The organism is Mycolicibacterium lutetiense, from assembly GCF_017876775.1.
Taxonomy (GTDB): domain Bacteria; phylum Actinomycetota; class Actinomycetes; order Mycobacteriales; family Mycobacteriaceae; genus Mycobacterium; species Mycobacterium lutetiense.
The window spans coordinates 2,934,337-2,958,018 of record NZ_JAGIOP010000002.1 but is presented as its reverse complement, the minus strand read 5'-3'; the positions used below and the strand labels follow the sequence as shown (position 1 = coordinate 2,958,018).

Genomic DNA, 23,682 nt, shown 5'->3' with positions numbered 1-23,682 from the left:
TACGAGCGGGCGGGTGAGGGGTGAGCGGGCACTGTGTGAAGATGGAGGTGTTATGAGTGCAACAGAACTGAGCCCGACGTCATTGCGTGAGGCGTTCGGCCATTTTCCGTCCGGTGTCATCGCGATTGCTGCCGAGGTAGAGGGCGCTCTGGTCGGCTTGGCTGCCAGCACCTTCGTGCCGGTGTCGCTTGACCCGCCGCTGGTGTCGTTCTGCGTGCAGAACTCTTCGACCACCTGGCCCAAGCTCAAGGATCTCCCGTCGCTGGGGATCAGCGTGCTGGGCGAAGCCCATGACGATGCGGCCCGCACCCTGGCCGCCAAGACGGGGGACCGGTTCGCCGGGCTGGAGACCGAGTCGCGGAAATCCGGCGCGGTGTTCATCCACGGAACCAGCGTGTGGATGGAGAGCGCCATCGAGCAATTGGTGGAGGCCGGCGATCACACCATCGTGGTGCTGCGCGTCAGCGGCATCACGGTGAACGCCGACGTGGCACCGATCGTGTTCCACCGCAGCACGTTCCGCAAGCTCGGCGCCTAGCTTCCCGGCGTCTGCGGGCTCCGGATCACACCCGGCTCAGGGTCGTGCGGCCAGTTCGTCGCGATATTTGGCGATGCGCTGTTCGATCTCGCCGGCATCACCCGGGCGGCCCTCTTTACGGGCCAGGTCGGCTCGGGCCGACAGTTCCCGGATCGCGGTCCGGATCTCGTTGACGCTGTGGATCTGTCCCATGCTCATCAAGCTGCCTTTCGACGCTGATTGGCTGCTTTCACGAGCCTACGCGCCGAACTTCGCCCAGCGGCTCAGACTTCCTGAAGACCGATGATGACCTTGCGGAACAACTGGGCGCCGGCGTCCTTCTGTGCGGGTGGGCACGACACGTTGACGATCATTCCCCGGACCAGCCCGTAGTAGTCGCACTTCTCTTTCTCAGTGGTTGTCAGCGCGAACGAGTCATCGGCGGCCGATTCCGGTGCGGCAATCACCACATGATTCAGGGTTCGTGTCTTCGTCTCGATGACCTGACCGTGCTTGCTGACAACGGTGGTGATCTTGGCGTCTTTACAGCGCTCATACCACTGCCGGCCGAAGTCGAGGCTGGTCGGGTCCTTGGACACGAACACCGTGAGCGAGAAGGACTGCGTGTCTTCCTTGTTGCCGCCGGGGTCGTCGACCGGATACATCAGCCGTGAGATGCGAGAGTCTCTGTATCGCTCCGGATCCTTGTCGTCGGCCACGAAGTCCCATTTGGCGTCGTAGATCGGGTCATCGTCCGAGGTGCAGCCGGTTGGTTCCGACGTCGACTTGTACTCGCGATCGGGGTCGTACGAGGAACCCGAACCCCGGTCCATCTTCGTATGGTCGAATTCGGTGTAGCCCGGCGGATACAGCGAGTTGAAGTCGATCGCGTTGAGGATCATCGTCGGCGGTTTGTCGCTCAGCAGGGGCCTGCCCTTTTCGGGTGTGTCCGCCTGCTCGATGGGCGCCGACCGTGGCCAGGCCAACCAGGCCACCAACGCGGCTACCAGCAGCACCACGACAGCAATGCCGACGCCGCTCAGGATCATCGTCCGCCTGGACAACTTCCGGGGGCTCGCATCGCCGGCCGTCACCGAATACGACCACGGGTTCGGCGCCCCGTTGTCCCCGCTCATGGCTGCGGTCCTGCAGTCTCGCACATGGCCGAGGTCAAGTGGCCGAGCGGCGTTCCGTCCGGATCGCAGAAGCCCGGACCGTCGCCGGGCGGCCGCAACTCCACGTGGTCAGGGTATTCCAGCGGCGCATCGGCGCCCGGACCCTGACCTGGACCCGGCGTCGGGGTCGGGGTCGCGGGTGCGGGCGGCTGGTTGGGATCAGGGGGAGGCGGCGGCTGTTGCTGTTGGTTGGCCTTGTCCTCTTGCTCTTTGGCCTGCCGTGCCGCCTCGGTCTTCTTTGCCACCTCCTGGTCGCGCAGCGTGATGCACTCCTTCATCTGGGCCTCGTCGTCTGGATACGGGCAGGGTCCGGTCTTGGACTCGGTGAAGTCGATTCCCCCGCCAGGTGCACGCTTGTAGTCATAGCCGTCGGGGGTCTTGGTGAGGGCACCGCCCTTGAGGGCCGCGAGCTTGTTGGACAGCCGCTCGGGCGTTTCGCTCACGAACGCGCGGATGTCGGGGCTCGCGGAGGGGAACTTCGTGAAACACCCGGGGTCGCCCTTGGCGGCTTCCACCGCGGGCGTGAGGATTTCTCGCGCCTTGGTGAAATTGCCCTGTTTGAGTTCGCTGTCACTCAGCTTCTCGGAGATCAGGGTGAAGTTGCCTCGTGGTGGGCAGGCGCCCGGTTCCTTCTCGTGCGCGGCCTTGAACTCTTCGAAGGCCCCGGGGACATCGCCGCGGAGCATCAGCAGGTCACCTTGGGCGAACTTCTCCCGGAAGCCCCGCCCGATATTGCCGACATCGATCCACTCGAGCGTGTTCTGCATGGCCGCATCGTCACGGGCCGCGAACTGACCGGGCAGCTTGTTGCCGAGGATGCCGACGCTGGCGATCTTGACCGCGAGCAGGAGCAGCAGCACCAGTACGGGAATCGACCAGAGCAGAAGCTTGCGCCGCAACTGCAGTCGGCTGGGCCGGGCGGCAGTCAGCTTCTCGTGCCCGGTCTCTTGTGCCTCGCTGGATTCGGCGGGCGGGAGCGTTTGCGTCACTTCTGTACCGTCCCCCTTCTGCGTCGCAGCCAATGACCGGCCAGCCCGTACAGTTCGACGCCGAACAGCGCTGCCGCGATCGCGGCGAAGAACCAGTAGAACTCAGTTCGATCCGGGTGCGGGACTTTGGGATTGACCGGGTCGGCGGGGACGGCCTGGGTCACCGCAGAGGGCAGCTCGTCGGCGTCGAACAGCCCGCTTTCCCGCATGTGGAACGGGACTCCGAGGCTTTCGGCCGCTGCGGTCAGCGCCTCATCGTTGAGCGGGACGTCGACTGTGTCGTAGTTCGGGCCTGCGAAGATGCGCGGTTTGCTGTCGTTGGTTCCGTAGCCGAACACCGCGCCACCCGATACCTGGGCCAGGGGGATGTCGAACGCTGAATCGTCCGAGTCGCTGCCCGCGCCGAAGATGAAAACGAGGTTCGCCGACCCGGGATACGTGCGCGAGGCCGCGTTGAGTTGCTCTCGGAGGAGCGAATTCGACGCTGCGACATCGGTTTTCACCACAGCATCTTTCGACCGCTCGCCGTAGGGTTTGAAGTTCTGTAGGAACGGGGCCAGGCTCCACTCATCACGGGAGATCGGCCAGTCGACGCGGGCAGTGTCGGCGTAGGAGATGACGCTGAACCGGGCATCCGGGTACTTCGTCAGTACCACCTGGGCGTCCTGCATGGCGCCCTCCAGGCGGGTTTCGCTGTCGCCGTAGTCAGCGCCGGCCGAGCGGCCGAAGCCGCTGGCGTTCATGCCCGCCGAGCGGTCGATGACCAGGAAGACGTTGATGTTGGATTCCTCGGCGGTGGTGGTGAGCCGCGGTGGACGCTCGGCGTTGGACTCGTCGCCGAGGCGGGTAGCGGCCAGTCCGACGCACACGATGGCCACGAGCGCCATCCCCATTCGCAGCCACTCTCGGCCGTCGGGCATCCGCCCCCGACGGCGGGCTGTGGCGATGGCGGCGGCGATCCGCAGGGCGACGGCCACGAGCACGAGCACGATGATGAGCCAGATCGGGAACACCGGGGCGACACTGAGTTTCACAGTCGCATCCCCAGCCGTGCTCCGGCGAGCGCGATAGCCGCGATCAACGCGATCTGCAGCAGAAGGTCGGGCACATCCCACTGGAACGGGTGCATTTCCTCCTTGCGCTGCTCATCAAGAGTCGACGGCGGCGGATTCGACAGGATCTTGTCGATCGCGTTCGACAGTTCTTCTTTCTGATTCTCGGTTTTCCTGGGCGTCGCGTCGTCACCGGTGATACCGCCCACCTCGGTGTAGAGGTACTGGCGGCCACCGGAATCCTTGACCAGCTTGTCCACGAACTCGCCCGGATGGGTTCCCGGGACGATGGTGTTCACCTGGATCTTCGAGTCCTTGACGATTCCGGCCAGCATCGCGTCGGAGTAGGTCGGGGGAGTGTCAGAGTAGGTCTTGGTGCCGCCGATGTAGACGATTGCCCGGCCACGGCCGTTGTCCGATCCGACTGCGGGCAGACCCATTGCGCACATCGCGATGGTGTCGTTGATGGTGGCGTGGGAGGAATAGCGGTTGAACAGTTCGGTGTCCGAGGAGAATGCCGCGGAAGAATCGTTTTTGGCGGAAGCCGCCTGGGCGACCTCGCCGATCTCGGCCAGGCGTTGTGACACCCACGGCAGGTCCGAGGTGACCGGGAAGTTGCGGTAGAACTCCTTGGTCATCCCGATGCGTTGGTTGCCGAAGCCATCCACCTTGTCGTCCAGGATGGTCATCAACTGGCTGATGGCAACGCTGTCGGACATGCCGATGTTGTAGAGCGGCCCGAAGCACAACATGATGTCGACGTTCGGGGTGTCCGACCCGGCCAGCTGCGGTTCATAGGTTTTGGCCGGTCGAAGTGTGGCGCCGATGAGCATGAAGACAGCGATGATCGCCATCACCAATGCCGCCACGGAGAGGCGTTCGTGCAGCCGCAGGGCCCGTTGGTATTCGGGAAGGGTGGTAATCCGGAACGACCGTGCGAGGTAAGGCAATTCGCCCTGCCAGCCGAAGCGCGTGCGCCGCATGGCGTACCACACCGCGACGCCGATGCCGATGGCGATCGGGAGCAGCAGAAGGGGCCATTTCAAGCCCATGTCAGCACCGCCGTCCGTGCTGCCGCGACCACACTGGGTACAGTGCGCGGATCGGCCTCGTCGAACTGACCTTGATAGGTCATGGCCAGGACGTTGAGTGCAGGACCGGCCAACGGGCTGTGCGCGACATCGGTCGCCGTCATCCTGCGTGCGGAGAATCCGGTACGAAAGTCGATGAAATTCCTGAAGATTCGGCTGATCTCGTGGAATGCATCGCGGGTGGAGAGCCGCCCCTCGTGGTGCTGTTGCTCAACCTTGGTCAGTGATCGGGAGAACTTGAACCGCAGCACCTTGTAGCTGATGTCGCGGATGACGGGGATCCGCCGGAGTGCCTCGATGGGCAGGGTCCACACGATCACCCCGACGATCCAGCCGATGATGAGCAGCACGAGGAACGCTGCGCCGATGACCCACCACACCGGGTAGGGCATCGGGGGGAACAGGAAGTCGATCGAGTCGTGCATCAGCGTCGTCCCTCCGACAGCACGGACAGGGCGGGGGCGATGTCGGCCCGCGACGAGATCCGGACACACGGACTGTCGAGCTGCGCGATGAACGACTGCCATTCGGCCGTCCGCGCGGCCTCGGCGCGGCGGTACGAGTCCAGCACCTTGGTGCCCAGCACCGACGGCGTCAGTAGTGCTCTGCCGGTCGCCACATCGAGCACTTCGTCGGCGGAGTGCGGTTGGCCGAGGATGTCGAGGTCTTCGATGAGGATCCAATGAATAGCGTTGCGCCCCCGCACGGTCATCGCGGCCGCGACTAGTTCCGGTGTGACAGAAGGCTGGTCGCACACGATGTAGATGGAGTAGCGCTTGTCCAGTGTGGCGGCGACGAACTCGAGTTGCCTGACGATGTTGGACGGGTTGCCGACCTCGATGTTGAGGTGGCTGAGCAGGGTCAGCAGCTGCTCGAGATGGTCCTCCCCGGTCTTGCCCGGCTCGATGGACGATCCGCGGTCATCGCCGTAGACCAGGCTGATCTTGTCTGCCTGTGCCGAGGCGACCAGGCCGACTGCGCCGAGGGAGAGAATCGCGAGGTCCCGTTTGCTCTCCCCGCTGGGGGCGGGGGCGAGCAGGTTTGCACCGGTGTCGGCGATCAGGAGGAACTCCTGGGCCTTCTCCGCGACGTACCGCCGGACCACGAGGTGCGTATTGCGCGCCGACGCCCTCCAGTCGATGTCGCGGACGTCGTCGCCGAGGGCGTACTCACGTAGGTCGACGAAATCGTCGCTGCGGCCGAACTGCAGCGAGGTGTGGCCGCCCTCCAGAACCCGGTGTGACCGCAGGCGCATCCCGACGGACCGAGGATCGAAATTGAGCTGGGCGCGGACCCGGTTGAGAATGTCCCCCATCGTGGCTCGCTACGGCGTCGGGACGCGGTGCAGGAGGCCGTCGACGAGGTACTCCGGGGTGATGCCTTGGGCCGAGGCCTGGAACTTCAGGATGATCCGGTGCCGGAGAACACGTTTGGCTACTGCCTTGACGTCATCGGGTACGGCGTACGGCCGGCCCTCCAGTAGAGCGTGGGCGCAGGCCGCCCGGCAGAGGGCGATGGTGGCGCGGGGACTGGCGCCGAACTGGATGAGGTCTGAGAGTTGGGGTTCCAGATAGTTCTTGGGGTGTCGGGTCGCGTTCACGATGTAGCTCGCGTACCTGACGATCGAGCGGTCGATGAACACCCGCTTGAACATGGCTTGCAGCCAGAGCACCCGTTGGGTATCGAGTTGCCCGTTCCCGGATTCCGGGTGCGCGTCGAACACCCCGCCGGCGATCCGGGCGACGACTTCCTCTTCCTCCTCGGCCGTCGGGTACGTGAGGATGTCCTTCAGCATGAAGCGGTCCATCTGTGCTTCGGACAGCTGATACGTGCCCTCTTGATCGATCGGGTTCTGCGTGGCGAGCACCAGGAACGGGTTCGGCAGCGGGTAAACCGTTCCGCCGATGGTGGTCTGACGCTCCTCCATGGCTTCCAGCATCGCGCTCTGGGTCTTCGCCGAGGACCGGTTGATCTCGTCTAGCAACACGATGTTGGCGTGCACGGGACCGAACGCGACCTTGAACTCACCGTTCTTCTGGTCCCAGATCTGACCGCCGGTGATGTCGCTGGGCAGCAGGTCAGGGGTGCACTGAATGCGCTGGAAACGCGCGGCCAGGCTCTCGGCGAGGGTCTTGGCCGCGGTGGTCTTGGCCAGGCCGGGAACGCTCTCCAGCAGGACGTGGCCGGAGGCAATGAGGCCGATCAGCAGGGACTGCTGCAGGGTTTTCTGCCCGACGATCTTGGCCGACAGTGCGTTCTGCAGGTGCTGGACCGTCCCTCCGACCCGTTGGAGGTCCTCACGGGACAGCTGAGGTCCGGACAACTGCATACGTTTCCCCCGTCGACGCGTGCTTGATGCGAATTGAGCCTAGCAACGGTTTCCGGTGGGTGGGCACACCAAATTTTTGCGCCGAGTGTGAAACTAGCTGTGCTATTTTCTCTTCGCGCAAGCGCTCATGCGGCTATTTTCTCTTCGCGCAAGCGCTCATGCGGCTATTTTCTCTTCGCGCAAGCGCTCATCGGCGGAACAGCTTGTTGCCCAACCACACAATCGGGTCGTACTTGCGGTCGGCCACCCGTTCCTTCATCGGGATGATGGCGTTGTCGGTGATCTTGATGTTCTCCGGGCACACCTCGGTGCAGCATTTGGTGATGTTGCAGTAGCCCAAGCCGGCTTCTTCCTGCGCCAGATCCTTGCGGTCCGCGACGTCGAGTGGGTGCATGTCCAACTCGGCAAGCCGGATGAAGAACCGCGGGCCGGCGAACGCCTCCTTGTTCTCCTCGTGGTCACGCACCACGTGGCAGACGTTCTGGCACAGGAAGCACTCGATGCACTTGCGGAATTCCTGGCTGCGCTCGACGTCCTCTTGCTGCATCCGGTACTCGCCGGGCTTCAGATCCTTGGGCGGCGTGAATGACGGGATCTGGCGCGCCTTTTCGTAGTTGAACGACACGTCGGTCACCAGGTCGCGCATCACCGGGAACGTCCGCATGGGCGTGATGGTGACGGTTTCGTCCGGGTCGAAGGTCGACATCCGGGTCATGCACAGCAGCCGGGGGCGGCCGTTGATCTCTGCCGAGCAGGATCCGCATTTGCCGGCTTTGCAGTTCCACCGCACTGCGAGATCGCCTGCCTGGGTGGCCTGCAACCGGTGGATGATGTCGAGCACCACCTCGCCGTCGTTCACCTCGACGGTGTAGTCCTGCAGTTCGCCTCCGGTGTCGTCGCCTCGCCACACCCGCAGGTTCGCGTTGTAGGCACTCATGCTCAGCCCTTCCGATCGGGGTGCTCGGCCAATTCCTGCTCGGTGTAATACTTTTCGAGTTCGGAGAGCTCGAACGTGGCCAGCAGGTCCTCCCGCATGGGTAGCTGCTGTTCCGGCGTCACCGCCACATCCGGCACGACCTGATCCTCACCGGAGGTTCGGCACACCAGCAGGGTGTGGCGCCAGTCCGCGTCCATGTCCGGGTAGTCGTCGCGGGTGTGTCCGCCCCGGCTCTCGGTCCGGGCCAGGGCGGCCTTGGCGACGCACTCGCTGACCAGCAGCATGTTGCGCATGTCGATGGCCAGGTGCCAGCCCGGGTTGAAGACGCGACCGCCCTCGACGCTGACGTTGTGCACGCGGGTCCGCAGCTCGGCCAGCTTGGCCAGTGCTTCCTCGATCTCTTCGGACTTGCGGATGATGCCGACCAAGTCGTTCATGCACTGCTGCAACTCGGCGTGCAGCGTGTACGGATTCTCCGGGTTGGCGTGAGATTCGAACGGGGACAACGCCAGTTCGGTGGCCTCGATGAGAGCGGCCTCCGCTACCTTGGGCCGCTCGGGCAGTGCCTGCACGTAGTCGGCCGCGCCGAGGCCGGCCCGACGGCCGAACACCAGCAGGTCGGACAGCGAGTTGCCGCCCAGCCGGTTCGAGCCGTGCATGCCACCCGAGCATTCGCCAGCCGCGAACAATCCGGGGGTGTCCGCGCCACCGGTATCGGGATCGACCTCGATGCCGCCCATCACGTAGTGACAGGTGGGGCCGACTTCCATCTCGTCCTTGGTGATGTCGACCTCGGCCAGCTCCATGAACTGGTGATACATCGACGGCAACCTGCGCTTGATCTCTTCGGTGGTCATGCGCGAGGCGATGTCGAGGTAGACCCCGCCGTGTGGCGAGCCGCGGCCGGCCTTGACCTCGGAGTTGATGGCGCGGGCCACCTCGTCGCGGGGGAGCAGGTCAGGGGTGCGCCGCGCGGAGTCATTGTCCTTGAGCCACTGGTCGGCTTCTTCCTCGGTCTCGGCGTACTGGCCTTTGAACACCGCGGGGATGTAGTCGAACATGAACCGCTTGCCCTCGGAGTTCTTCAGCACTCCGCCGTCACCGCGTACACCCTCGGTGACCAGGATGCCCTTGACCGACAGCGGCCAGACCATGCCGGTCGGGTGGAACTGGATGAACTCCATGTTGATCAAGCTGGATCCGGCGCGCAGGGCCAGGGCGTGGCCGTCGCCGGTGTACTCCCAGGAGTTCGACGACACCTTGAACGACTTGCCGATACCGCCGGTGGCCAGCACGATCGCGGGGGCCTCGAACAGCACGAAGTTGCCGGTCTCGCGGTAGTAGCCGAACGCGCCGGCAATGCGATCGCCATCTTTGATGAGGTCGGTGATCGAGCACTCGTGGAAGACCTTGATCCGGGCCTCGTAGTCACCGAGTTCGGCCTTGTCCTCCTGCTGCAGCGAGACGATCTTCTGCTGGAGGGTGCGGATGATCTCCAGGCCGGTGCGGTCACCGACGTGGGCCAGGCGCGGATAGGTGTGTCCGCCGAAGTTGCGCTGGCTGATCCGGCCGTCCTTGGTCCGGTCGAACAGCGCGCCGTAGGTCTCCAGCTCCCACACCCGGTCGGGGGCTTCCTGCGCGTGCAGTTCGGCCATCCGCCAGTTGTTGAGGAACTTGCCGCCGCGCATGGTGTCACCGAAGTGCACCTGCCAGGAGTCCTTGGTGTTGACGTTGCGCATCGCCGCGGCGCAGCCGCCTTCGGCCATCACGGTGTGGGCCTTGCCGAACAACGACTTGGTCACCACCGCCACCCGCAGGCCGCGTTCGCGCGCCTCGATCACGGCGCGTAGTCCAGCCCCGCCGGCACCGATCACGACTACGTCGTAAGTGTGCCGCTCTAGTTCACCCATGGAAATACCCCGCTCGCCCTTTCACGTGTATGTGCTTGTCGCCTATGAATTCAGCCGGCCGGCTAGCCGATGAACCTGAGATCCGAGATGGTGCCGCTGGCGACCAACATGACGTAGAAGTCAGTGAGGACCAGGGTGCCCAGCGTGATCCAGGCGAACTGCATGTGGCGAGTGTTGAGCTTGCTCACCTGTGTCCATATCCAGTACCGGACAGGGTGTTTGGAGAAATGCTTGAGGCGGCCGCCGGTGACGTGCCGGCAGGAGTGGCAGGACACCGTGTAGATCCACAACAGGATGACGTTGCCGACCAGGACGATGTTGCCCAGCCCGAATCCGAAGCCGGAGGGCGAATGGAACGCGACGATCGCGTCGTAGGTGTTGAGCAGTGAGATGAGCACCGCAGCGTAGAAGAAGTACCGGTGCATGTTCTGCATGATCAGCGGAAGTCGGGTCTCGCCGGTGTATTTCGCGTGTGGCTCGGCCACGGCGCAGGCGGTCGGTGACTGCCACACCGACCGGTAGTACGCCTTGCGGTAGTAGTAGCACGTCAGCCGGAACGCCAACAGGAACGGCAGTGAGATGAATGCCATGGGGATGAACCAGGGCAGTTCGCCGACCCACTGGCCGAGGTGGCTCGATCCGGGCGCACACGCCGTGCTGATGCACGGCGAGTAGAAGGGCGTCAGGTAGTGGTAATCCGCTACCCAGTAAGCGCTTCCCCAGAACGCCCGGACCGTCGCATAGATGACGAATGCCGCGAGCCCCAGATTGGTCAATAGTGGTGCTTGCCACCACCGGTCGGTCCGTAGGGTGCGTTGGGGGATCTGCGCTCGTGTGGACGAGAAGACCCCGGTCGCACGACGGTCAGCGGTGGGTGCGCTCACGGTTCCCTTTCTGAGGTTCAGTTGTTTTCTCGGGCGTCAGACGCCCGCGGACTCAGCGGTATCCGCCGAGGCCCTCGTCGGCGACGTCCTGCCAGAACTCGCTCGCGTATTGGGTATCGGGGATGCCGATCTTCTCGCGGGTCTGTTCTTGGCGTGTCACGCCGTGACGCATCTCCAACTCTTCGGCGTCGATGTCCAACCGCTCGATGTCGTTGAGGATCCGTTCGGCATCGTTGACCACGCGGCGCATAGCAGGGGAATCCCCATACTTGGACGCCAACGTGGTGACGCAACGACGCATGTCGCCGATCAGGTTGTGCAGTTCAGAGAACTCGGTAGTGGTGGACAAGTGACCTCCTCGGGCTGAAGGTGTCAGGGCTCACAGTACGACACCCAATGCTAGCCACATCACGATCGAGGCGTGATGCACATCACGTCCATCTGGTTGGTCTCTGCACGTCGGGGTATGTCTTTCGGGCCGGGTCGTACTGTGGTTTTCGCTGGCTTCGCGACCGGCCGAAGATCATCGGAGCACCTGGAGGATCGAATGAGTGAGACGACGTTGCAGGAGCGGGCCGCGGCGCTGCTGGCGATGCACCAACCGGGCAACCCCGTTGTGTTGCCCACGGTCTGGGACGCGTGGTCGGCCCGACTGGCTGTCGGCGAGGGGTTCTCCGCGCTCACGGTGGGTAGCCACCCGCTGGCGGATTCCATCGGCAAGGCCGATGGCGAGGTGATGTCGTTCGACGACCTGCTGACCCGTGTGCGTCAGATCATCGACGCGGTCGACGTGCCGGTTTCGGTGGATATCGAATCCGGCTACGGCGAGCGGCCGGAGCGGCTGATCGAGGGGTTGCTCGACGTCGGTGCGGTCGGCTTCAACCTCGAGGACACCGTGCACAAGGAGGATAAGCGGCTGCGCAGCCCGGCCGAGCACGCCGAGTTGGTGGGGCAACTGCGTGCGGCGGCCGACGCCGCGGGAGTGCATGTGGTGATCAATGCGCGCACCGACCTCTTTCTGCGCAAGGACGGAGATGCCGCGGATCGGGTGGACCGTGCGATCGCCCGGCTGTCCGAGGCGGCCGCGGCGGGTGCCGATTCGCTGTTCCCCGCCGGCCTGAGCGATCCGGAAGGCTTGGGGCGCTTCGTTTCCGGGGTGCCGTTGCCGGTCAGCGTGACCGTTCCGGCCGATAGCGCCGACCTCGCCGCGTTGGCCGACCTGGGCGTGGGACGCATCACCTTCGGGCCGTTCCTGCAGGCCGCGCTGAGCGCGCGGGCCAAGGAGATCCTGCGGCGCTGGCGGTAAGCACGCCGATCAGCCAGGCCGGTCCGGCGTTTTACGCGAACTGCCGGTTCTCGGCGGGTGATCTGTGTCAATAATGGCCCACTGTTATGTCGAGTAGGCGGGATGCGGGCGATGGCGTGGCGCACAAGAAGCACGGTGGCACTGGCGGTGGCCGGCGGGGTGGTGCTGGGTGGGATCGGCGCGGCACCGGCCGGGGCGACGACGATGGTGCCGTTGTCGAATTACATCCGCGGGTGTGATTTCGCGAAGGGGTTGTTTCGCGACGGCATGGGGTCGGGTTTCGGCTCCGGTCGGGCCAGCATCGGTGTCGATGGCTCTCATGTAGGTGCGGAGGTGTCGCTGCAGTCGGCCCGCCCCGATACCGACTACCAGGTCAGGCTCATCCAGCTGCCACGGCCGTCGGTGGCGACGTGCAATGTCGGAGATCCCGGTGTGGCGGGCGCCATGTTGCACACCGACGCCGGCGGGACGGGGACCGTTACGGTCGCCGGGCCGCTGAGCTCGGATGCCACGCAGGCCTGGGTGGTGGTCGAGGGGCCTCCGGCCCCGGGGCGGATCCGCAGCGACGTCTACACCTCGGACTACCCGGTGAATTTCTGATCCCACCGAATACCGACGGATTCCGGTGAATCACCGGAGGCGGACGCGGACAGTCAGCGCCGCGCACCCGATGACGGCGGCGGCGCCGAGCACCGTCGACCAGGTCAGCCGTTCGTGCAGTAGCAGGGCGGACCAGCCGAGGGTGAGCACCGGTTGGACCAATTGCACCTGGCTCACCTGGGTCATCGGCCCGATGGCCAGACCGCGGTACCAGGCGAAGAAGCCCAGATACATGCTGACGGCGGCGAGGTAGCCGAACGCCGCCCACTGTGCCGGCGTCGCCTGCGGCGGTTGTTGCACGACGGTCCATGCGGTCAGGACCAGCATCACCGGCGCCGCGACCACCAGGGCCCAGGACACGGTCTGCCAGGCGCCCAGTTCTCTGGCCAGTAACCCGCCTTCGGCGTACCCGACGGCCGCGGCGAGGACCGCCCCGAACAGCAGCAGGTCCGGCCAGCTCAGGTGGCGGAGTCCGGCCCCGTGCACCATGGCGAACACCACTGCCGCCACGGACCCGGCGGCGGCCAATCCCCAGAACGCGGCCGGCGGGCGCTCGTGTCCGCGCAGAACCGCGCAGACCGCGGTGGCGGCGGGAAGCAGGGCGACGACGATGGCGCCGTGGCTGGCCGGGACGACCGTGAGCGCATACGAGGTCAGTAGCGGGAACCCCGCGACGACGCCGGCCGCCACCACGACCAACCGCGCCCACTGCCGGCCCCGGGGCAGTGCCTGCCGGGTCAGGGAGAGGGCGGCCACCGCGATGGCCGCGGCGACGACGGCGCGGCCGGCACCGATGAACAGCGGCGATAATCCGCCGGTGGCGATCTTGGTGAACACGATGGTGAACGAGAAGGCTGTCACGCCCAGCAGTCCCCACCACAATCCGGAGGACGATAGCGCATGCGGACTATTTCTAGTAGCGCTACTCTGTATCAACATGGATAACGATAGCACTGAGCGGATCGTGTCCGGCCTGCGAAAGTGGATCACCACCGCGCCGCCGGGTGCGCAGCTACCGTCCAACCGCGCTCTGGTGGCGGAGTATGCAGCTAGTCCGGTGACGGTGGCCAAGGCCATGCGCACGCTACGCAGCCTGGGCCTGGTGGAGAGCCGGTCGGGGGTCGGGACGTTCGTGCGGGCAGTGCGCAGCGCGCGCCTGCCCGACTATGGCTGGCAGACCGCGGCGCTGCGGTCCCCGCAGGCGCGCATCCCGGCGTTGTCGACGCCGCTGCGTGGTGTCGCGCCTGACGTGATCGCGTTGCACTCCGGTTATCCGGTCCGCGAACTGCTTCCGCAGCGGTTGGTCCGCACCGCATTCGCGCGGGCTGCCCGCGGGGATGCCGCGCTGCACCCGGCGCCTGCACCCGGCCGTCCCGACCTGCAGGCCTGGTTCGCCCAGGAACTGGCCGAGGCGTTCGGTGCCGGGGTGACCGCGCCGACGGCACGTGAGGTGATCGTGCTGCCGGGGAGTCAGAGCGGTCTGAGTTCCATCTTTCGTGCCCTGGTCGGGTTCGGGCAGCCGATGTTGATCGAATCGCCCAGCTACTGGGGGGCCATTCTGGCGGCGGCCCACTGCGGTGTCCGGTTGGTTCCGGTGCCCAGCGGGCCGAGCGGACCTGAGCCCGAGGAACTTTCGCGTGCGTTCGCCGAGAGCGGTGCCCGGGTCTTCTACGCCCAACCGAATTTCGCCAATCCGACTGGTGCCCAATGGGATCCAGAACGGGCCGGCCAGGTGCTCGAGGTGGTGCGCAGTCACGGCGCCTTCCTGATCGAGGATGACTGGGCGCATGACTTCGGTATCGACAGCACGTCCCGGCCGGTGGCGGCATCCGACGACGCGGGCCACGTCATCTATCTGAGGTCGCTGACCAAGAGTGTGTCGCCGTCTGTCCGGGTGGCGGCGATGGTGGCCAGAGGTCCTGCGCGCGAACGGATTCTGGCCGATCGCGGTGCGGAGTCGATGTACGTCAGTGGGTTGTTGCAGGCCGCTGCGCTGGATGTGGTGACCCAGCCGGCCTGGCGAACCCACCTACGCGACCTGCGCCAGCAGTTGCGGGCCCGGCGTGACCATCTGATCGCCGCGCTGGCCGAGCATGCGTCCGGCGCCCAGTTGGAGCAGGTGCCTCGCGGCGGTCTGCACCTGTGGCTGCGCCTGCCCGATGCGATCGACCTGCAGCGCCTGGTGCGTGAGTGTGAGGCCGAGTCGGTGCTGGTCGCGGCCGGCGATGAATGGTTTCCCGCCGAGCCCTCCGGGCCGTACCTGCGTCTCAACTATTGCGGGCCCGATCCACAGCGCTTCGACGAGGCTGCCCGGGTCATCGGCCGGGCGCTGGCGCATCAATCGGGCTGACCGGCGCACCGGACCGCAATCTCACATGCGCGGCGCGCGGGCCGTGAGCACACCGTGACGGGCGATTCACACGGGGCGACATTTCGGCAACTTCAGGTTCCTAATCTCGCCGTATGTCGTCAACACAGAACGTCGTGGTCATCGGACACGGCATGGTGGGACACCGCTTCGTCGAGGCGCTGCGGTCCCGTGACGCCGCGGGCACCTGGCGGATCACCGTGTTGTCCGAGGAAGCTGACGCCGCGTATGACCGGGTCGGCCTGACCGGTTACACCGAACACTGGGACCGGGGCCGGCTGGCGCTGCCCGGCAACGACTATGCCGGCGACGACCGGGTCGACCTGCGGCTGGGCTGTGCGGTGGCCGAGATCGACCGGGAGGCCCGCACGGTGCGGACTGTCGACGGTCAAAGCATCGATTACGACGCGCTGGTACTGGCCACCGGCTCGTATGCCTTCGTGCCGCCGGTGCCAGGCCACGACCTGCCGCACTGCCACGTCTATCGAACGCTGGACGACCTGGACGCCATCCGGGCCGGCGCACAGGCCGCCCGCGACTCGAAAACGCCCGTCGGTGTGGTGATCGGCGGTGGCCTGCTCGGCCTGGAAGCCGCGAATGCGTTGCGCGGGTTCGGGCTGGCGACCCACGTGTTGGAGATGTCGCCGCACCTGATGGCGGCCCAGCTGGACCCGGCCGGTGGCGCACTGCTGAACCGGATGATCCGGGGTCTCGGCATCGAGGTACACACCGGAGTCAGCACCGAGACCATTCACCCGGTGCAGCGGCACAAGCCGCTGAAGAAATCCCAGATCGATGACTCGGTGCGGGTGTCGCTCAACGACGGCAGCAGCGTCGACGCCAGCGTGATCGTGTTCGCGGCCGGGGTGCGTCCCCGCGACGAGCTGGCCCGTCAAGCGGGACTCGACATCGCGCAGCGCGGCGGCGTGATGACCGACTTGTCGTGTGTCACCAGCGATCCCAGCATCTACGCGATCGGCGAGGTGGCCGCGATCGAGGGCCGTTGTTACGGCTTGGTGGGCCCCGGCTACACCAGTGCCGAGGTGGTCGCCGACCGGTTGCTCGGTGGCGCGGCCGAGTTCCCCGAGCCGGATATGTCCACCAAGCTCAAGCTGCTCGGCGTGGACGTGGCCAGCTTCGGCGATGCCCAGGGGCGGACGCCCAACTGCCTGGACGTCGTGGTCAATGATCCGGTGAAGAATACCTACGCCAAGCTGGTCCTCTCCGATGACGCCAAGACGCTGCTCGGCGGCATCCTGGTCGGTGACGCGTCGGCCTACGGGGTGCTGCGTCCGATGGTTGCCAGCGAGCTGCCCGGCGACCCGCTGTCGTTGATAGCGCCGGCCGCTGAAGGCGCGGCTGGGGCCTCTGCTCTCGGTGTGAGTGCCCTGCCCGATATTGCGCAGATCTGCTCCTGCAACAACGTGACCAAAGGTGATCTCAAGGAAGCCATCTGCGGTGGCTGCACCGATGTCCCCGGCCTGAAGAAGTGCACGTTGGCCGGCACGTCGTGCGGGTCCTGCGTGCCGCTGCTCAAGCAGCTGCTGGAGGCCGAGGGAGTCGAGCAGTCCAAGGCGTTGTGTGAGCACTTCAGCCAGTCGCGGGCCGAACTCTTCGAGATCGTCAGTGCCACCGAGATCCGGACCTTCTCGGGTCTGATCGAGCAGTTCGGTACCGGAAAGGGTTGCGACATCTGCAAACCCACCGTCGCATCGATCCTGGCCTCCACCAGCTCCGACCACGTGCTCTCCGGTGAGCAGGCCTCGCTGCAGGACTCCAACGACCACTTCCTGGCCAACATCCAGAAGAACGGCAGCTACTCGGTGGTGCCGCGGTCGCCCGGCGGTGAGATCACTCCCGATCAGCTGATCCTGATCGGTGAGATCGCAAGGGATTTCGATCTTTACACCAAGATCACCGGCGGTCAGCGCATCGACATGTTCGGTGCGCGCGTCGAACAGCTGCCCGAGATCTGGCGACGGCTGGTCGAAGGTGGCATGGAATCCGGGCAGGCGTACGGGAAGTCGCTGCGCACCGTGAAGAGTTGCGTGGGCAGCACCTGGTGCCGGTACGGGCAACAGGATTCGGTGAACATGGCCGTCGAGATCGAGAAGCGCTACCGGGGTCTGCGCTCACCGCACAAGATCAAGATGGCAGTGTCGGGGTGCGCACGCGAATGCGCGGAAGCACAGAGCAAGGACGTCGGCATCATCGCCACCGAACAGGGCTGGAACCTCTACGTGTGCGGTAACGGCGGGATGTCACCGCGGCACGCGCAGCTGCTGGCCGGCGATCTCGATGACGAGACGCTGATCCGCTACATCGACCGCTTCCTGATGTTCTACATCCGAACCGCTGACCGCCTGCAAAGGACGGCCCCTTGGTTGGAATCTCTTGATGGCGGGCTCGACCACCTCCGCGATGTCGTGTGCGACGACTCCCTCGGCCTGGCAGCCGAGTTCGAGGCGGCCATGGAGCGCCACGTCGACGGCTACGCCTGCGAGTGGAAGGGCGTGCTCGAGGACCCGGAGAAGCTGTCGCGCTTCGTCTCGTTCGTCAATGCGCCCGACGTGGACGATCCGACGATCACATTCACCGAGCGGGCCGGCCGGAAGGTGCCGGGCGCTACGGACTTCGCGCCCGCGAGGAGCGCAACAGAGCTGGGTATGCCGGCGATCATCCAGGAGGCGAAATGACACTGCTCGACGACGGCACGGACGTGTACAACCCCCCGTTCTCGGGATGGACGACAGCCTGCCGCTATGACTTTCTGATGCCCTGCCGGGGCGTCGCGGTGCTGCTGCCCGACGGTTCGCAGGCGGCGTTGTTCCGTCTCGATGACGGCTCGTTGCACGCGGTGGGCAATGTCGACCCGTTCTCCGGTGCGGCGGTGCTGTCCCGGGGGATCGTGGGTGATCGTGGCGGGTGCGCGACGGTGCAGTCGCCGATCAAGAAACAGGCCTTTGCGCTCGATGACGGTCGGTGCCTCGACGACAGCGCCGTGGCGATACCGGTCTACCGGACCAGGGTGACGCCGGGCGGGTTCGTTCAGCTCGCGGCCTGATCGGCCGCCCGGCTCCAGTGGGCGTCACGCCCCTGCAGCCTGAAGCGCTCCACGGCGCCGCGTCGTTCGAGCACCGTCAGATTGCGGTACACCGACTCGATCACCACCGGTGCACGAAAATGCTCGTGCATATCGTCGCGTAGCTGTGCGGTCGTCATCGGCCGGGATGTGCGCTCCAGAGCATTCAGCAGGTGTTCACGCAGACGTTCGGCCGGGACCCGGTTACCGGGCCGCACGGCCGAGTACGCCGCCTTGGCAGGCAGCGCCCACCGTCGTTGTCACCTGCACTTTTACCTGCACTCCCGCCGAATCGCCCGATGCTCGCGACAACGATAGCTGAGTATTCGGGTCGGATCTGACACGACAAGCTGCCGGCAAACGATCGGGAAATTTGTTGCCATGTTAACTACCTGTACAGAGGTGGTTTCGCCGGAAAATTTGCCAGAATTGCACCATTGGTGAATGTCACCAAACGTGTGGTGCACCTCTTGCTGGCTAACTAGAATGGTTCGCTGAGTGTGTTTGGACTCCCTCTCAAGGAGCGTCGTCGGAGGGGCTGACAAGGGATGTTTGCGCGTTCGGTACTGAATCTGGTGGGGGCGGCAGCGATGCTGGGCGCACTCGGGGCAACGTTGGTGCCCCTGGGTTTGGATGCCGTGGATCGCGCCGGTCAACCGATCCCGTGCGGTAACGGAGCGCGTCCGGATTACCGGGTCGCCGCCCAGCAGGACCGGCTGAACCTGGATCAGCACACGCTCGCCGGGCCGGGATTCCTGGCCAGCGATTACGTCGAGCAATGTTCGGCACTGGTCGGTGCGCGACGGTCCGCGGCGTTCTCGATTGCGGGTGCCGGCGGCGCGCTCGTGCTGGTGGTGCTGGTCGTGCCGCGGGTTGCCCAGTCGGTCAGCTCACGCCGCCGCGGGCAGGCTCAGTACTCCAGCGCGGCGGAACCGGTTTGCAATCAGCCGGACCATGCCGGGATGGGTGCCGAGCGGTTCGCTCACGAGGTCGGCACCGGATTCACGCAGCCGGTCCTGGAAAAGTCCATCGGCGAGCAGATAGGACGCCACAGCTACGCGGCGATGGCCGCGGCGGCGCTGCGCGGCGACGGCTTCGGCAACGCTCGGCGCGCCGGTGGCGGCGAAGGCCAGTTCTACGCGGTCGCCGGTCATCGCTGACAGCAGCGCAGCGGTGTGCCGAAGGTCGGACTGGGCACTCCTGTCGGAAGTTCCAGCTGCCGCGAGTATCACCGAATCGCCCGGCCGCCATCCCGATTCGATGAGCCGATCGGCGAGAACCCGGACCGTGCCAGGGCAGGGCCCTAGCGGCGTGGTGACGGTGACGGCCGGGTGCTCACTGGCCGCCACGTGGGCGGGCACATCGACCCGGACGTGATACCCGGCAGCCAGGAACGCGGGCACCACCACCGCCGGGCAGTCCGTGGGCAGGGACGCCAGAACCTCGCTCGGGGTCGGGCCCACGACGTCGACGAACGAGACGTGTACCGGCCGGCCCAACAGGTCGGACACCCGCGCGGCGAGATCGCCGATCATCGCCACACCGCCCGGCTTGCGGGTTCCGTGTGCGACCAGGACCAGGCTCATCGGGCTCGAGCCAGTTCGGTGTCGTCGATGGCAAGCCGGTAACCGCGTTTGACGACCGTGGAGACGATGTTCTTGTCTCCCAATGCAGTACGAAGGCGCAGCACCGCGGTCTCCACAGCGTGGGTGTCTGTCCCGGTGCCCGGCAGTGCACTGAGCAGATCGAACCGCGACACCACCGCACCGGGCCGGTGCGCCAGTGCCCGGATGGTCGACATCGAGGCCGGCGACAGCGACTTGACCGTGCCGTCGACCAGGACGCAGGTGCCCCGGATCTCGAGCGAATGTCCGGCGACCCGGACGGTCCGCGCCTGGAGCAGAGGCAGTTCATCGGTGATGTGACGAGCCAAGGCGCCCAACCGCATCCGCTCGGGCGCCGAGGTCGGCACCCCGAGCCGGACCAGCGGCCGTGCGGTGACCGGGCCGACGCACATGGCGTGGACGTCGGTGCGCAACGCTGACAGCACCCGGTCGGCGATACCCATCTCGGTGGCCCGCATCAGGACTGAGGCAACCGCCATGGCCGAGGTGAAACTGACTGCGTCGAAACGCCGTTCGGCGATCCCGGCGACCATCTGGTCGAACTCGCCTGCGCGCGGCGCGGGATGCCAGCGATAGACCCGGATCGGCACCACTTCGGCGCCCGCATTCCGGAGCTCGTCGAGGAACTCGGGGAACGGGTCCCACTCGTCGGTGGCCCCGTGCAACTGCACGGCGATCCGTTGCCCCGCCACACCCTGTTCGACGAGGTAGCGCAACACCTCCCGGGAGGATTCCGACTCGGGCGACCATTCCTCGGGCAGCCCCGCGGCCCGCAACGCCCCGGTGGCCTTCGGGCCGCGGGACACGATGCGGGCCTTTCCCAGCGCGTCGGTGAGTTCGGCGGCCAGGTCCCACCCGTCTGCCGCGGCGAACCAGCCGCGGAAGCCGATCCCCGTGGTGGCCACCACGATGTCCGGTGGCTCGGCGATCAGCGACTCGGTGTGGGCGCGTAGTTCATCGTCGTCGGGTAGCGGAACCATCGTGATGGCGGCCGCAGTGGTCACCGTCGCGCCGCGCCTGGTGAGCAGCGCACTCAGCTCATCGGCACGGCGGGCAGAGGTCACTGCCACGCGAAAGCCGGTTAGCGGTGCCCAGTCAGGCTCGGTCATGGGACCAGTGAACGGACCTTGTGTTTCCAAGTGATTACCCGGCCATTGCCGAGGCATGTCGGTCTTCGGGGGCGGTTGTGACGCCTGTCGCAGCAGGTCGGCGGACGTAGCGCCACCAGGTGCATGCCGAGGCCAGCACGTAGAAGGCCAGGAAGATCCAGAACGCCATAGAAAATGAAGGGGCTGATGCCGTTGAACTGTAGGACTGCCGCAGGGCCAGGTTGATGCCGACACCGCCAAGGGCGCCGATTGCGCCGGCGAATCCGATCAGTGCACCCGACATCGACAGGGACCACCGCTGCCGCTCGTCCTCGCTGACCTGGAGGGAGTGGCTGCGGGCCTCGAAGATGGACGGGATCATCTTGTAGACCGAGCCATTGCCCAGGCCGCTGAGCAGGAACAGGGCGACGAATCCGATGACGTAGCCGATCATCATCAGGCCGTTGGCCGCAGCGGCGGTGTGATCGTCGTACATGCTGATAGCGAGGAGCAGTCCGGCCGCCAGGATCATGCCGCCGAAGACCGCCAGGGTCACCCGGCCGCCGCCGATCCGGTCGGCCAGCTTGCCGCCGTACACCCGGGACAGTGAGCCGAGCAGCGGGCCGATGAAGGCGATCTGTGCGGCATGCAGGGATGCCTGAGCCGGAGTCTGGCCGCCGGCGGCGAAGTTGATCTGCAGGATCTGGCCGAAGGCGAAGGCGAAGCCGATGAAGGATCCGAAGGTGCCGATGTAGAGGAGCGAGATCACCCAGGTATCGCGTTCTGCGAGTATGGATTTCATCGCCTTCAGGTCGATCTTGTGCTGTTCGAGGTTGTCCATGTAGAGCGCCGCGCCGATACCGGCGACGGTCAGCGCGACGAGGTAGACGGCGCACACCCAGTACGGAGCCCGGTTGCCCGCGGTGGCGATGACCAACAGGCCGACGAGCTGGATCATCGGCACGCCGATGTTTCCGCCGCCGGCGTTGAGGCCCAATGCCCAGCCCTTGAGGCGTTGTGGGTAGAAGGCGTTGATGTTGGTCATCGACGAGGCGAAGTTGCCACCGCCGAAACCGGCCAGGGCCGCGCACAGCAGGTAGGGCCACAGCGGCAGGCCGGGGTTGGCCAGCAGCACCATGGTGCCCACCGTTGGGATCAGCAGCACGAAGGCGGAGAACACGGTCCAGTTGCGACCCCCGAACGTCGCGGTGGCCAGTGTGTAGGGGATGCGCAGGCATCCGCCCACCAGCGTCGCGGTGGCGCCCAGTAGGAACTTGTCCCCGGCTGTGAAGCCGTACACGGCCTCGGGCATGAACAGGACCATCACCGACCAGATGGACCAGACGGAGAAGCCGACGTGTTCGGCGAACACCGACCAGGTCAGATTCCGGCGCGCGATGTACTTGTTTCCGGCTTCCCAGGCCAGCGTGTCCTCTGGATCCCAGTTGGTGACGCGCTTCGACTTCCGCAGAGTGGGCATGGCGCACACGCTAGGGAGCGTTTATTGCCCGGATGCGCCGTGCGGTGACCCGGCCGTGAAATTCCGCTCACGTGCGCCGCGCAGGGGGCGTGAGGGAATCGTTACTCCCGTGATCGCGGTGCATGCTGCAAGCGCACGACACGGGACCATCGGCGATACAGCGGAGTTGACTGCCTTCTTCGGCATGATGCAATCATCCTTCCCCCAAAAGTAGGTGTGCATCAAACCCTGGATGGTTCACATTGACCATCGAGCCAGATTGTTGTCGGCTCCGGTTGAATCCCGAGCAGCCTGCTCCGGGGCCGATACGGTGAGGTGCATGAGGTACCCGCCGCTGCCCCAGTCTGATCCGGGGCCTGGTCAGACTCCGGATGGCTACAACCGCAGTACCGCCGTTCCTAGCGTGCCCGCCAACGCGCAGCGTGCGCGACGTGTGCGGACCGTGACGCTAGTTGTAGGTGCGATCCCGGTGTCTGTCGTCGCCGTCGCGGCGGTGGCAGGTTGGATCAACTTGGAGAGGGTCACGGGCGGCCACCCGGCCTCTGCAGCCGGTCAGGTATCCGGAGATCGTGAGGAGTGGTCGGCGGCCGTCTGCGCAGACGGGTCGGTGTCGAACATCTCAGACGGGAAGATCCGATTTCCGAATGTCGAAAACTACGCATCCTGCATGTCCCGCGTCCCTGGCTCGGGGGGCGGAGCCATCCCGCTGCTGATCGGCGAATGGGAGAACGAACCCACCATGCGCCAGGACTTGGCGCATTACAAGACAATTCGGGCTTTCGCGTCGGCAGACCTAGCCGATACTGTCATCGTCTTCGCTCCGATCGGAGACTCAGGAACCATCACCGTTGAACCACTCACCGACTTCGGCTTCAGCGTCGCGCCCCTGCTATGAACTGCGGTGACCGCTCACCGGTGGTAGCGATGTCACGGTGAACTGGTCGGCCACAACCGGGCGACATCGACCGCCGCTGTCATCGCCTGGCCATCGATCGTGATGCCGTCGCCAGTTGTCCGATACGGCACCAAGATGTCTATCGCTTGGCCTTCTCGATGTTCGAGCCGGATGTTGATCGCGTCACCGGCAAACGGCTCACGCACCGTGACGTCCAGGTTTCTCGACACGTTCACGTACTTTTCGATTCGCGCCCTGATCCAGATGAAGGCACACGGTGTCCGAGCCCGGATTGAGCCCTACCTCACCCATCGCGACGTGTCGATCCGTAAGGAAGCACGCCGTGCCATGGAA

The 23,682-nt window shown here is 65.6% G+C and carries 25 protein-coding genes; 7 read left to right on the top strand and 18 right to left on the bottom strand.

What is annotated here, in order from left to right:
* The first annotated feature begins 52 nt into the window (after nt 1-52).
* Entirely contained in the window at nt 53-538 is a 486-nt protein-coding gene (locus tag JOF57_RS23610; RefSeq protein ID WP_209920732.1) for a flavin reductase family protein, read from the top strand.
* A gap of 36 nt (nt 539-574) precedes the next feature.
* On the opposite strand, the gene JOF57_RS23605 is transcribed toward JOF57_RS23610, so the two are convergent.
* The 12 genes from JOF57_RS23605 to JOF57_RS23550 form a co-directional block, all read right to left on the bottom strand.
* A complete protein-coding gene (locus tag JOF57_RS23605) occupies nt 575-736 on the bottom strand; it encodes a hypothetical protein (protein ID WP_209920729.1) in 162 nt (53 codons plus the stop codon).
* Nucleotides 737-801: 65 nt separating this feature from the next.
* Complete coding sequence (locus JOF57_RS23600; protein WP_209920726.1) at nt 802-1,653, bottom strand: hypothetical protein; 852 nt, start codon at nt 1,651-1,653, stop codon at nt 802-804.
* Entirely contained in the window at nt 1,650-2,681 is a 1,032-nt protein-coding gene (locus JOF57_RS23595) for a hypothetical protein (RefSeq protein WP_209920713.1), read from the bottom strand. The genes JOF57_RS23600 and JOF57_RS23595 overlap by 4 nt, the downstream gene beginning before the upstream one ends.
* Complete coding sequence (locus JOF57_RS23590) at nt 2,678-3,715, bottom strand: vWA domain-containing protein (protein WP_209920711.1); 1,038 nt, start codon at nt 3,713-3,715, stop codon at nt 2,678-2,680. The genes JOF57_RS23595 and JOF57_RS23590 overlap by 4 nt, the downstream gene beginning before the upstream one ends.
* Nucleotides 3,712-4,785: a hypothetical protein gene (locus tag JOF57_RS23585; protein ID WP_209920708.1), complete on the bottom strand. Its 1,074-nt coding sequence runs from the start codon at nt 4,783-4,785 to the stop codon at nt 3,712-3,714. The genes JOF57_RS23590 and JOF57_RS23585 overlap by 4 nt, the downstream gene beginning before the upstream one ends.
* Nucleotides 4,776-5,249, bottom strand: coding sequence for a hypothetical protein (locus JOF57_RS23580; protein ID WP_209920705.1), 474 nt, complete (start codon nt 5,247-5,249; stop codon nt 4,776-4,778). Before JOF57_RS23580 ends, JOF57_RS23585 begins: the two co-directional genes overlap by 10 nt.
* Complete coding sequence (locus tag JOF57_RS23575) at nt 5,249-6,139, bottom strand: DUF58 domain-containing protein (RefSeq protein WP_209920702.1); 891 nt, start codon at nt 6,137-6,139, stop codon at nt 5,249-5,251. The genes JOF57_RS23580 and JOF57_RS23575 overlap by 1 nt, the downstream gene beginning before the upstream one ends.
* Nucleotides 6,140-6,148: 9 nt before the next feature.
* Nucleotides 6,149-7,153 carry an AAA family ATPase gene (locus tag JOF57_RS23570; protein ID WP_209920699.1) on the bottom strand — a complete coding sequence of 335 codons (1,005 nt, stop codon included), beginning with the start codon at nt 7,151-7,153 and terminating at the stop codon, nt 6,149-6,151.
* A gap of 187 nt (nt 7,154-7,340) precedes the next feature.
* The gene (locus tag JOF57_RS23565) at nt 7,341-8,090 is read right to left on the bottom strand and encodes a succinate dehydrogenase/fumarate reductase iron-sulfur subunit (protein ID WP_209920696.1); all 750 of its coding nucleotides are present in this window, start codon (nt 8,088-8,090) and stop codon (nt 7,341-7,343) included.
* Nucleotides 8,091-8,092: 2 nt separating this feature from the next.
* Nucleotides 8,093-10,000, bottom strand: coding sequence for a fumarate reductase/succinate dehydrogenase flavoprotein subunit (locus tag JOF57_RS23560; protein ID WP_209920692.1), 1,908 nt, complete (start codon nt 9,998-10,000; stop codon nt 8,093-8,095).
* A gap of 62 nt (nt 10,001-10,062) precedes the next feature.
* Nucleotides 10,063-10,884 (bottom strand): succinate dehydrogenase subunit SdhC, encoded by an 822-nt coding sequence (locus JOF57_RS23555; protein WP_209920689.1) that lies wholly within the window; start codon nt 10,882-10,884, stop codon nt 10,063-10,065.
* Nucleotides 10,885-10,936: 52 nt separating this feature from the next.
* Nucleotides 10,937-11,233 carry an Rv0250c family protein gene (locus tag JOF57_RS23550; protein ID WP_209920685.1) on the bottom strand — a complete coding sequence of 99 codons (297 nt, stop codon included), beginning with the start codon at nt 11,231-11,233 and terminating at the stop codon, nt 10,937-10,939.
* A 198-nt stretch (nt 11,234-11,431) separates the two neighbouring features.
* On the opposite strand from JOF57_RS23550, the gene JOF57_RS23545 reads away from it, so the two are divergent.
* Both JOF57_RS23545 and JOF57_RS23540 read left to right on the top strand, forming a co-directional pair.
* Entirely contained in the window at nt 11,432-12,190 is a 759-nt protein-coding gene (locus tag JOF57_RS23545; protein ID WP_209920682.1) for an isocitrate lyase/PEP mutase family protein, read from the top strand.
* A gap of 111 nt (nt 12,191-12,301) precedes the next feature.
* Nucleotides 12,302-12,790, top strand: a complete 489-nt coding sequence (locus tag JOF57_RS23540) for a hypothetical protein (RefSeq protein WP_209920679.1) — start codon at nt 12,302-12,304, stop codon at nt 12,788-12,790.
* A 30-nt stretch (nt 12,791-12,820) separates the two neighbouring features.
* On the opposite strand, the gene JOF57_RS23535 is transcribed toward JOF57_RS23540, so the two are convergent.
* Nucleotides 12,821-13,729: a DMT family transporter gene (locus tag JOF57_RS23535; protein ID WP_209920676.1), complete on the bottom strand. Its 909-nt coding sequence runs from the start codon at nt 13,727-13,729 to the stop codon at nt 12,821-12,823.
* Here JOF57_RS23535 and JOF57_RS23530 point away from each other — a divergent pair.
* The 3 genes from JOF57_RS23530 (at nt 13,728) to nirD (ending at nt 18,222) form a co-directional block, all read left to right on the top strand.
* Nucleotides 13,728-15,140, top strand: coding sequence for an aminotransferase-like domain-containing protein (locus JOF57_RS23530; protein WP_209920672.1), 1,413 nt, complete (start codon nt 13,728-13,730; stop codon nt 15,138-15,140). The genes JOF57_RS23535 and JOF57_RS23530 overlap by 2 nt on opposite strands.
* A gap of 113 nt (nt 15,141-15,253) precedes the next feature.
* On the top strand, nt 15,254-17,854 hold the full coding sequence (nirB, locus tag JOF57_RS23525) for a nitrite reductase large subunit NirB (RefSeq protein WP_234938234.1): 2,601 nt from the start codon (nt 15,254-15,256) through the stop codon (nt 17,852-17,854).
* Nucleotides 17,851-18,222, top strand: coding sequence for a nitrite reductase small subunit NirD (nirD, locus tag JOF57_RS23520; protein WP_209920669.1), 372 nt, complete (start codon nt 17,851-17,853; stop codon nt 18,220-18,222). The genes nirB and nirD overlap by 4 nt, the downstream gene beginning before the upstream one ends.
* On the opposite strand, the gene JOF57_RS23515 is transcribed toward nirD, so the two are convergent.
* The 4 genes from JOF57_RS23515 to JOF57_RS23500 all read right to left on the bottom strand — a co-directional run bounded on the left by JOF57_RS23515 (nt 18,207) and on the right by JOF57_RS23500 (nt 22,433).
* Nucleotides 18,207-18,458, bottom strand: coding sequence for a transcriptional repressor (locus tag JOF57_RS23515; protein WP_209920666.1), 252 nt, complete (start codon nt 18,456-18,458; stop codon nt 18,207-18,209). The genes nirD and JOF57_RS23515 overlap by 16 nt on opposite strands.
* 672 nt (nt 18,459-19,130) lie before the next feature.
* The gene (locus JOF57_RS23510; protein ID WP_209920663.1) at nt 19,131-19,826 is read right to left on the bottom strand and encodes a sirohydrochlorin chelatase; all 696 of its coding nucleotides are present in this window, start codon (nt 19,824-19,826) and stop codon (nt 19,131-19,133) included.
* Nucleotides 19,823-20,974 (bottom strand): uroporphyrinogen-III synthase, encoded by a 1,152-nt coding sequence (locus JOF57_RS23505; protein ID WP_209920660.1) that lies wholly within the window; start codon nt 20,972-20,974, stop codon nt 19,823-19,825. The genes JOF57_RS23510 and JOF57_RS23505 overlap by 4 nt, the downstream gene beginning before the upstream one ends.
* 34 nt (nt 20,975-21,008) lie before the next feature.
* Nucleotides 21,009-22,433 carry a nitrate/nitrite transporter gene (locus JOF57_RS23500; RefSeq protein ID WP_407666597.1) on the bottom strand — a complete coding sequence of 475 codons (1,425 nt, stop codon included), beginning with the start codon at nt 22,431-22,433 and terminating at the stop codon, nt 21,009-21,011.
* Nucleotides 22,434-23,100: 667 nt separating this feature from the next.
* Between JOF57_RS23500 and JOF57_RS23495 the strand changes: the two genes are divergently transcribed.
* Nucleotides 23,101-23,328 (top strand): hypothetical protein, encoded by a 228-nt coding sequence (locus JOF57_RS23495; protein WP_209920658.1) that lies wholly within the window; start codon nt 23,101-23,103, stop codon nt 23,326-23,328.
* Nucleotides 23,329-23,360: 32 nt separating this feature from the next.
* Here the strand turns inward: JOF57_RS23495 and JOF57_RS23490 are convergent, their stop codons facing one another.
* Complete coding sequence (locus tag JOF57_RS23490; protein ID WP_209920655.1) at nt 23,361-23,558, bottom strand: hypothetical protein; 198 nt, start codon at nt 23,556-23,558, stop codon at nt 23,361-23,363.
* Nucleotides 23,559-23,682 lie beyond the last annotated feature (124 nt).

Bases quoted from the DNA above. Each gene is read 5' to 3' on its own strand.
- JOF57_RS23610 (WP_209920732.1), top strand. From the start codon at position 53: ATGAGTGCAACAGAACTGAGCCCGACGTCATTGCGTGAGGCGTTCGGC.
- JOF57_RS23605 (WP_209920729.1), bottom strand. From the start codon at position 736: ATGAGCATGGGACAGATCCACAGCGTCAACGAGATCCGGACCGCGATC.
- JOF57_RS23600 (WP_209920726.1), bottom strand. From the start codon at position 1,653: ATGAGCGGGGACAACGGGGCGCCGAACCCGTGGTCGTATTCGGTGACG.
- JOF57_RS23585 (WP_209920708.1), bottom strand. From the start codon at position 4,785: ATGGGCTTGAAATGGCCCCTTCTGCTGCTCCCGATCGCCATCGGCATC.
- JOF57_RS23580 (WP_209920705.1), bottom strand. From the start codon at position 5,249: ATGCACGACTCGATCGACTTCCTGTTCCCCCCGATGCCCTACCCGGTG.
- JOF57_RS23575 (WP_209920702.1), bottom strand. From the start codon at position 6,139: ATGGGGGACATTCTCAACCGGGTCCGCGCCCAGCTCAATTTCGATCCT.
- JOF57_RS23570 (WP_209920699.1), bottom strand. From the start codon at position 7,153: ATGCAGTTGTCCGGACCTCAGCTGTCCCGTGAGGACCTCCAACGGGTC.
- JOF57_RS23565 (WP_209920696.1), bottom strand. From the start codon at position 8,090: ATGAGTGCCTACAACGCGAACCTGCGGGTGTGGCGAGGCGACGACACC.
- JOF57_RS23560 (WP_209920692.1), bottom strand. From the start codon at position 10,000: ATGGGTGAACTAGAGCGGCACACTTACGACGTAGTCGTGATCGGTGCC.
- JOF57_RS23545 (WP_209920682.1), top strand. From the start codon at position 11,432: ATGAGTGAGACGACGTTGCAGGAGCGGGCCGCGGCGCTGCTGGCGATG.
- JOF57_RS23540 (WP_209920679.1), top strand. From the start codon at position 12,302: ATGGCGTGGCGCACAAGAAGCACGGTGGCACTGGCGGTGGCCGGCGGG.
- JOF57_RS23530 (WP_209920672.1), top strand. From the start codon at position 13,728: ATGGATAACGATAGCACTGAGCGGATCGTGTCCGGCCTGCGAAAGTGG.
- JOF57_RS23535 (WP_209920676.1), bottom strand. From the start codon at position 13,729: ATGTTGATACAGAGTAGCGCTACTAGAAATAGTCCGCATGCGCTATCG.
- nirB (WP_234938234.1), top strand. From the start codon at position 15,254: ATGTCGTCAACACAGAACGTCGTGGTCATCGGACACGGCATGGTGGGA.
- nirD (WP_209920669.1), top strand. From the start codon at position 17,851: ATGACACTGCTCGACGACGGCACGGACGTGTACAACCCCCCGTTCTCG.
- JOF57_RS23510 (WP_209920663.1), bottom strand. From the start codon at position 19,826: ATGAGCCTGGTCCTGGTCGCACACGGAACCCGCAAGCCGGGCGGTGTG.
- JOF57_RS23505 (WP_209920660.1), bottom strand. From the start codon at position 20,974: ATGACCGAGCCTGACTGGGCACCGCTAACCGGCTTTCGCGTGGCAGTG.
- JOF57_RS23500 (WP_407666597.1), bottom strand. From the start codon at position 22,433: ATGCCCACTCTGCGGAAGTCGAAGCGCGTCACCAACTGGGATCCAGAG.
- JOF57_RS23495 (WP_209920658.1), top strand. From the start codon at position 23,101: ATGTCCCGCGTCCCTGGCTCGGGGGGCGGAGCCATCCCGCTGCTGATC.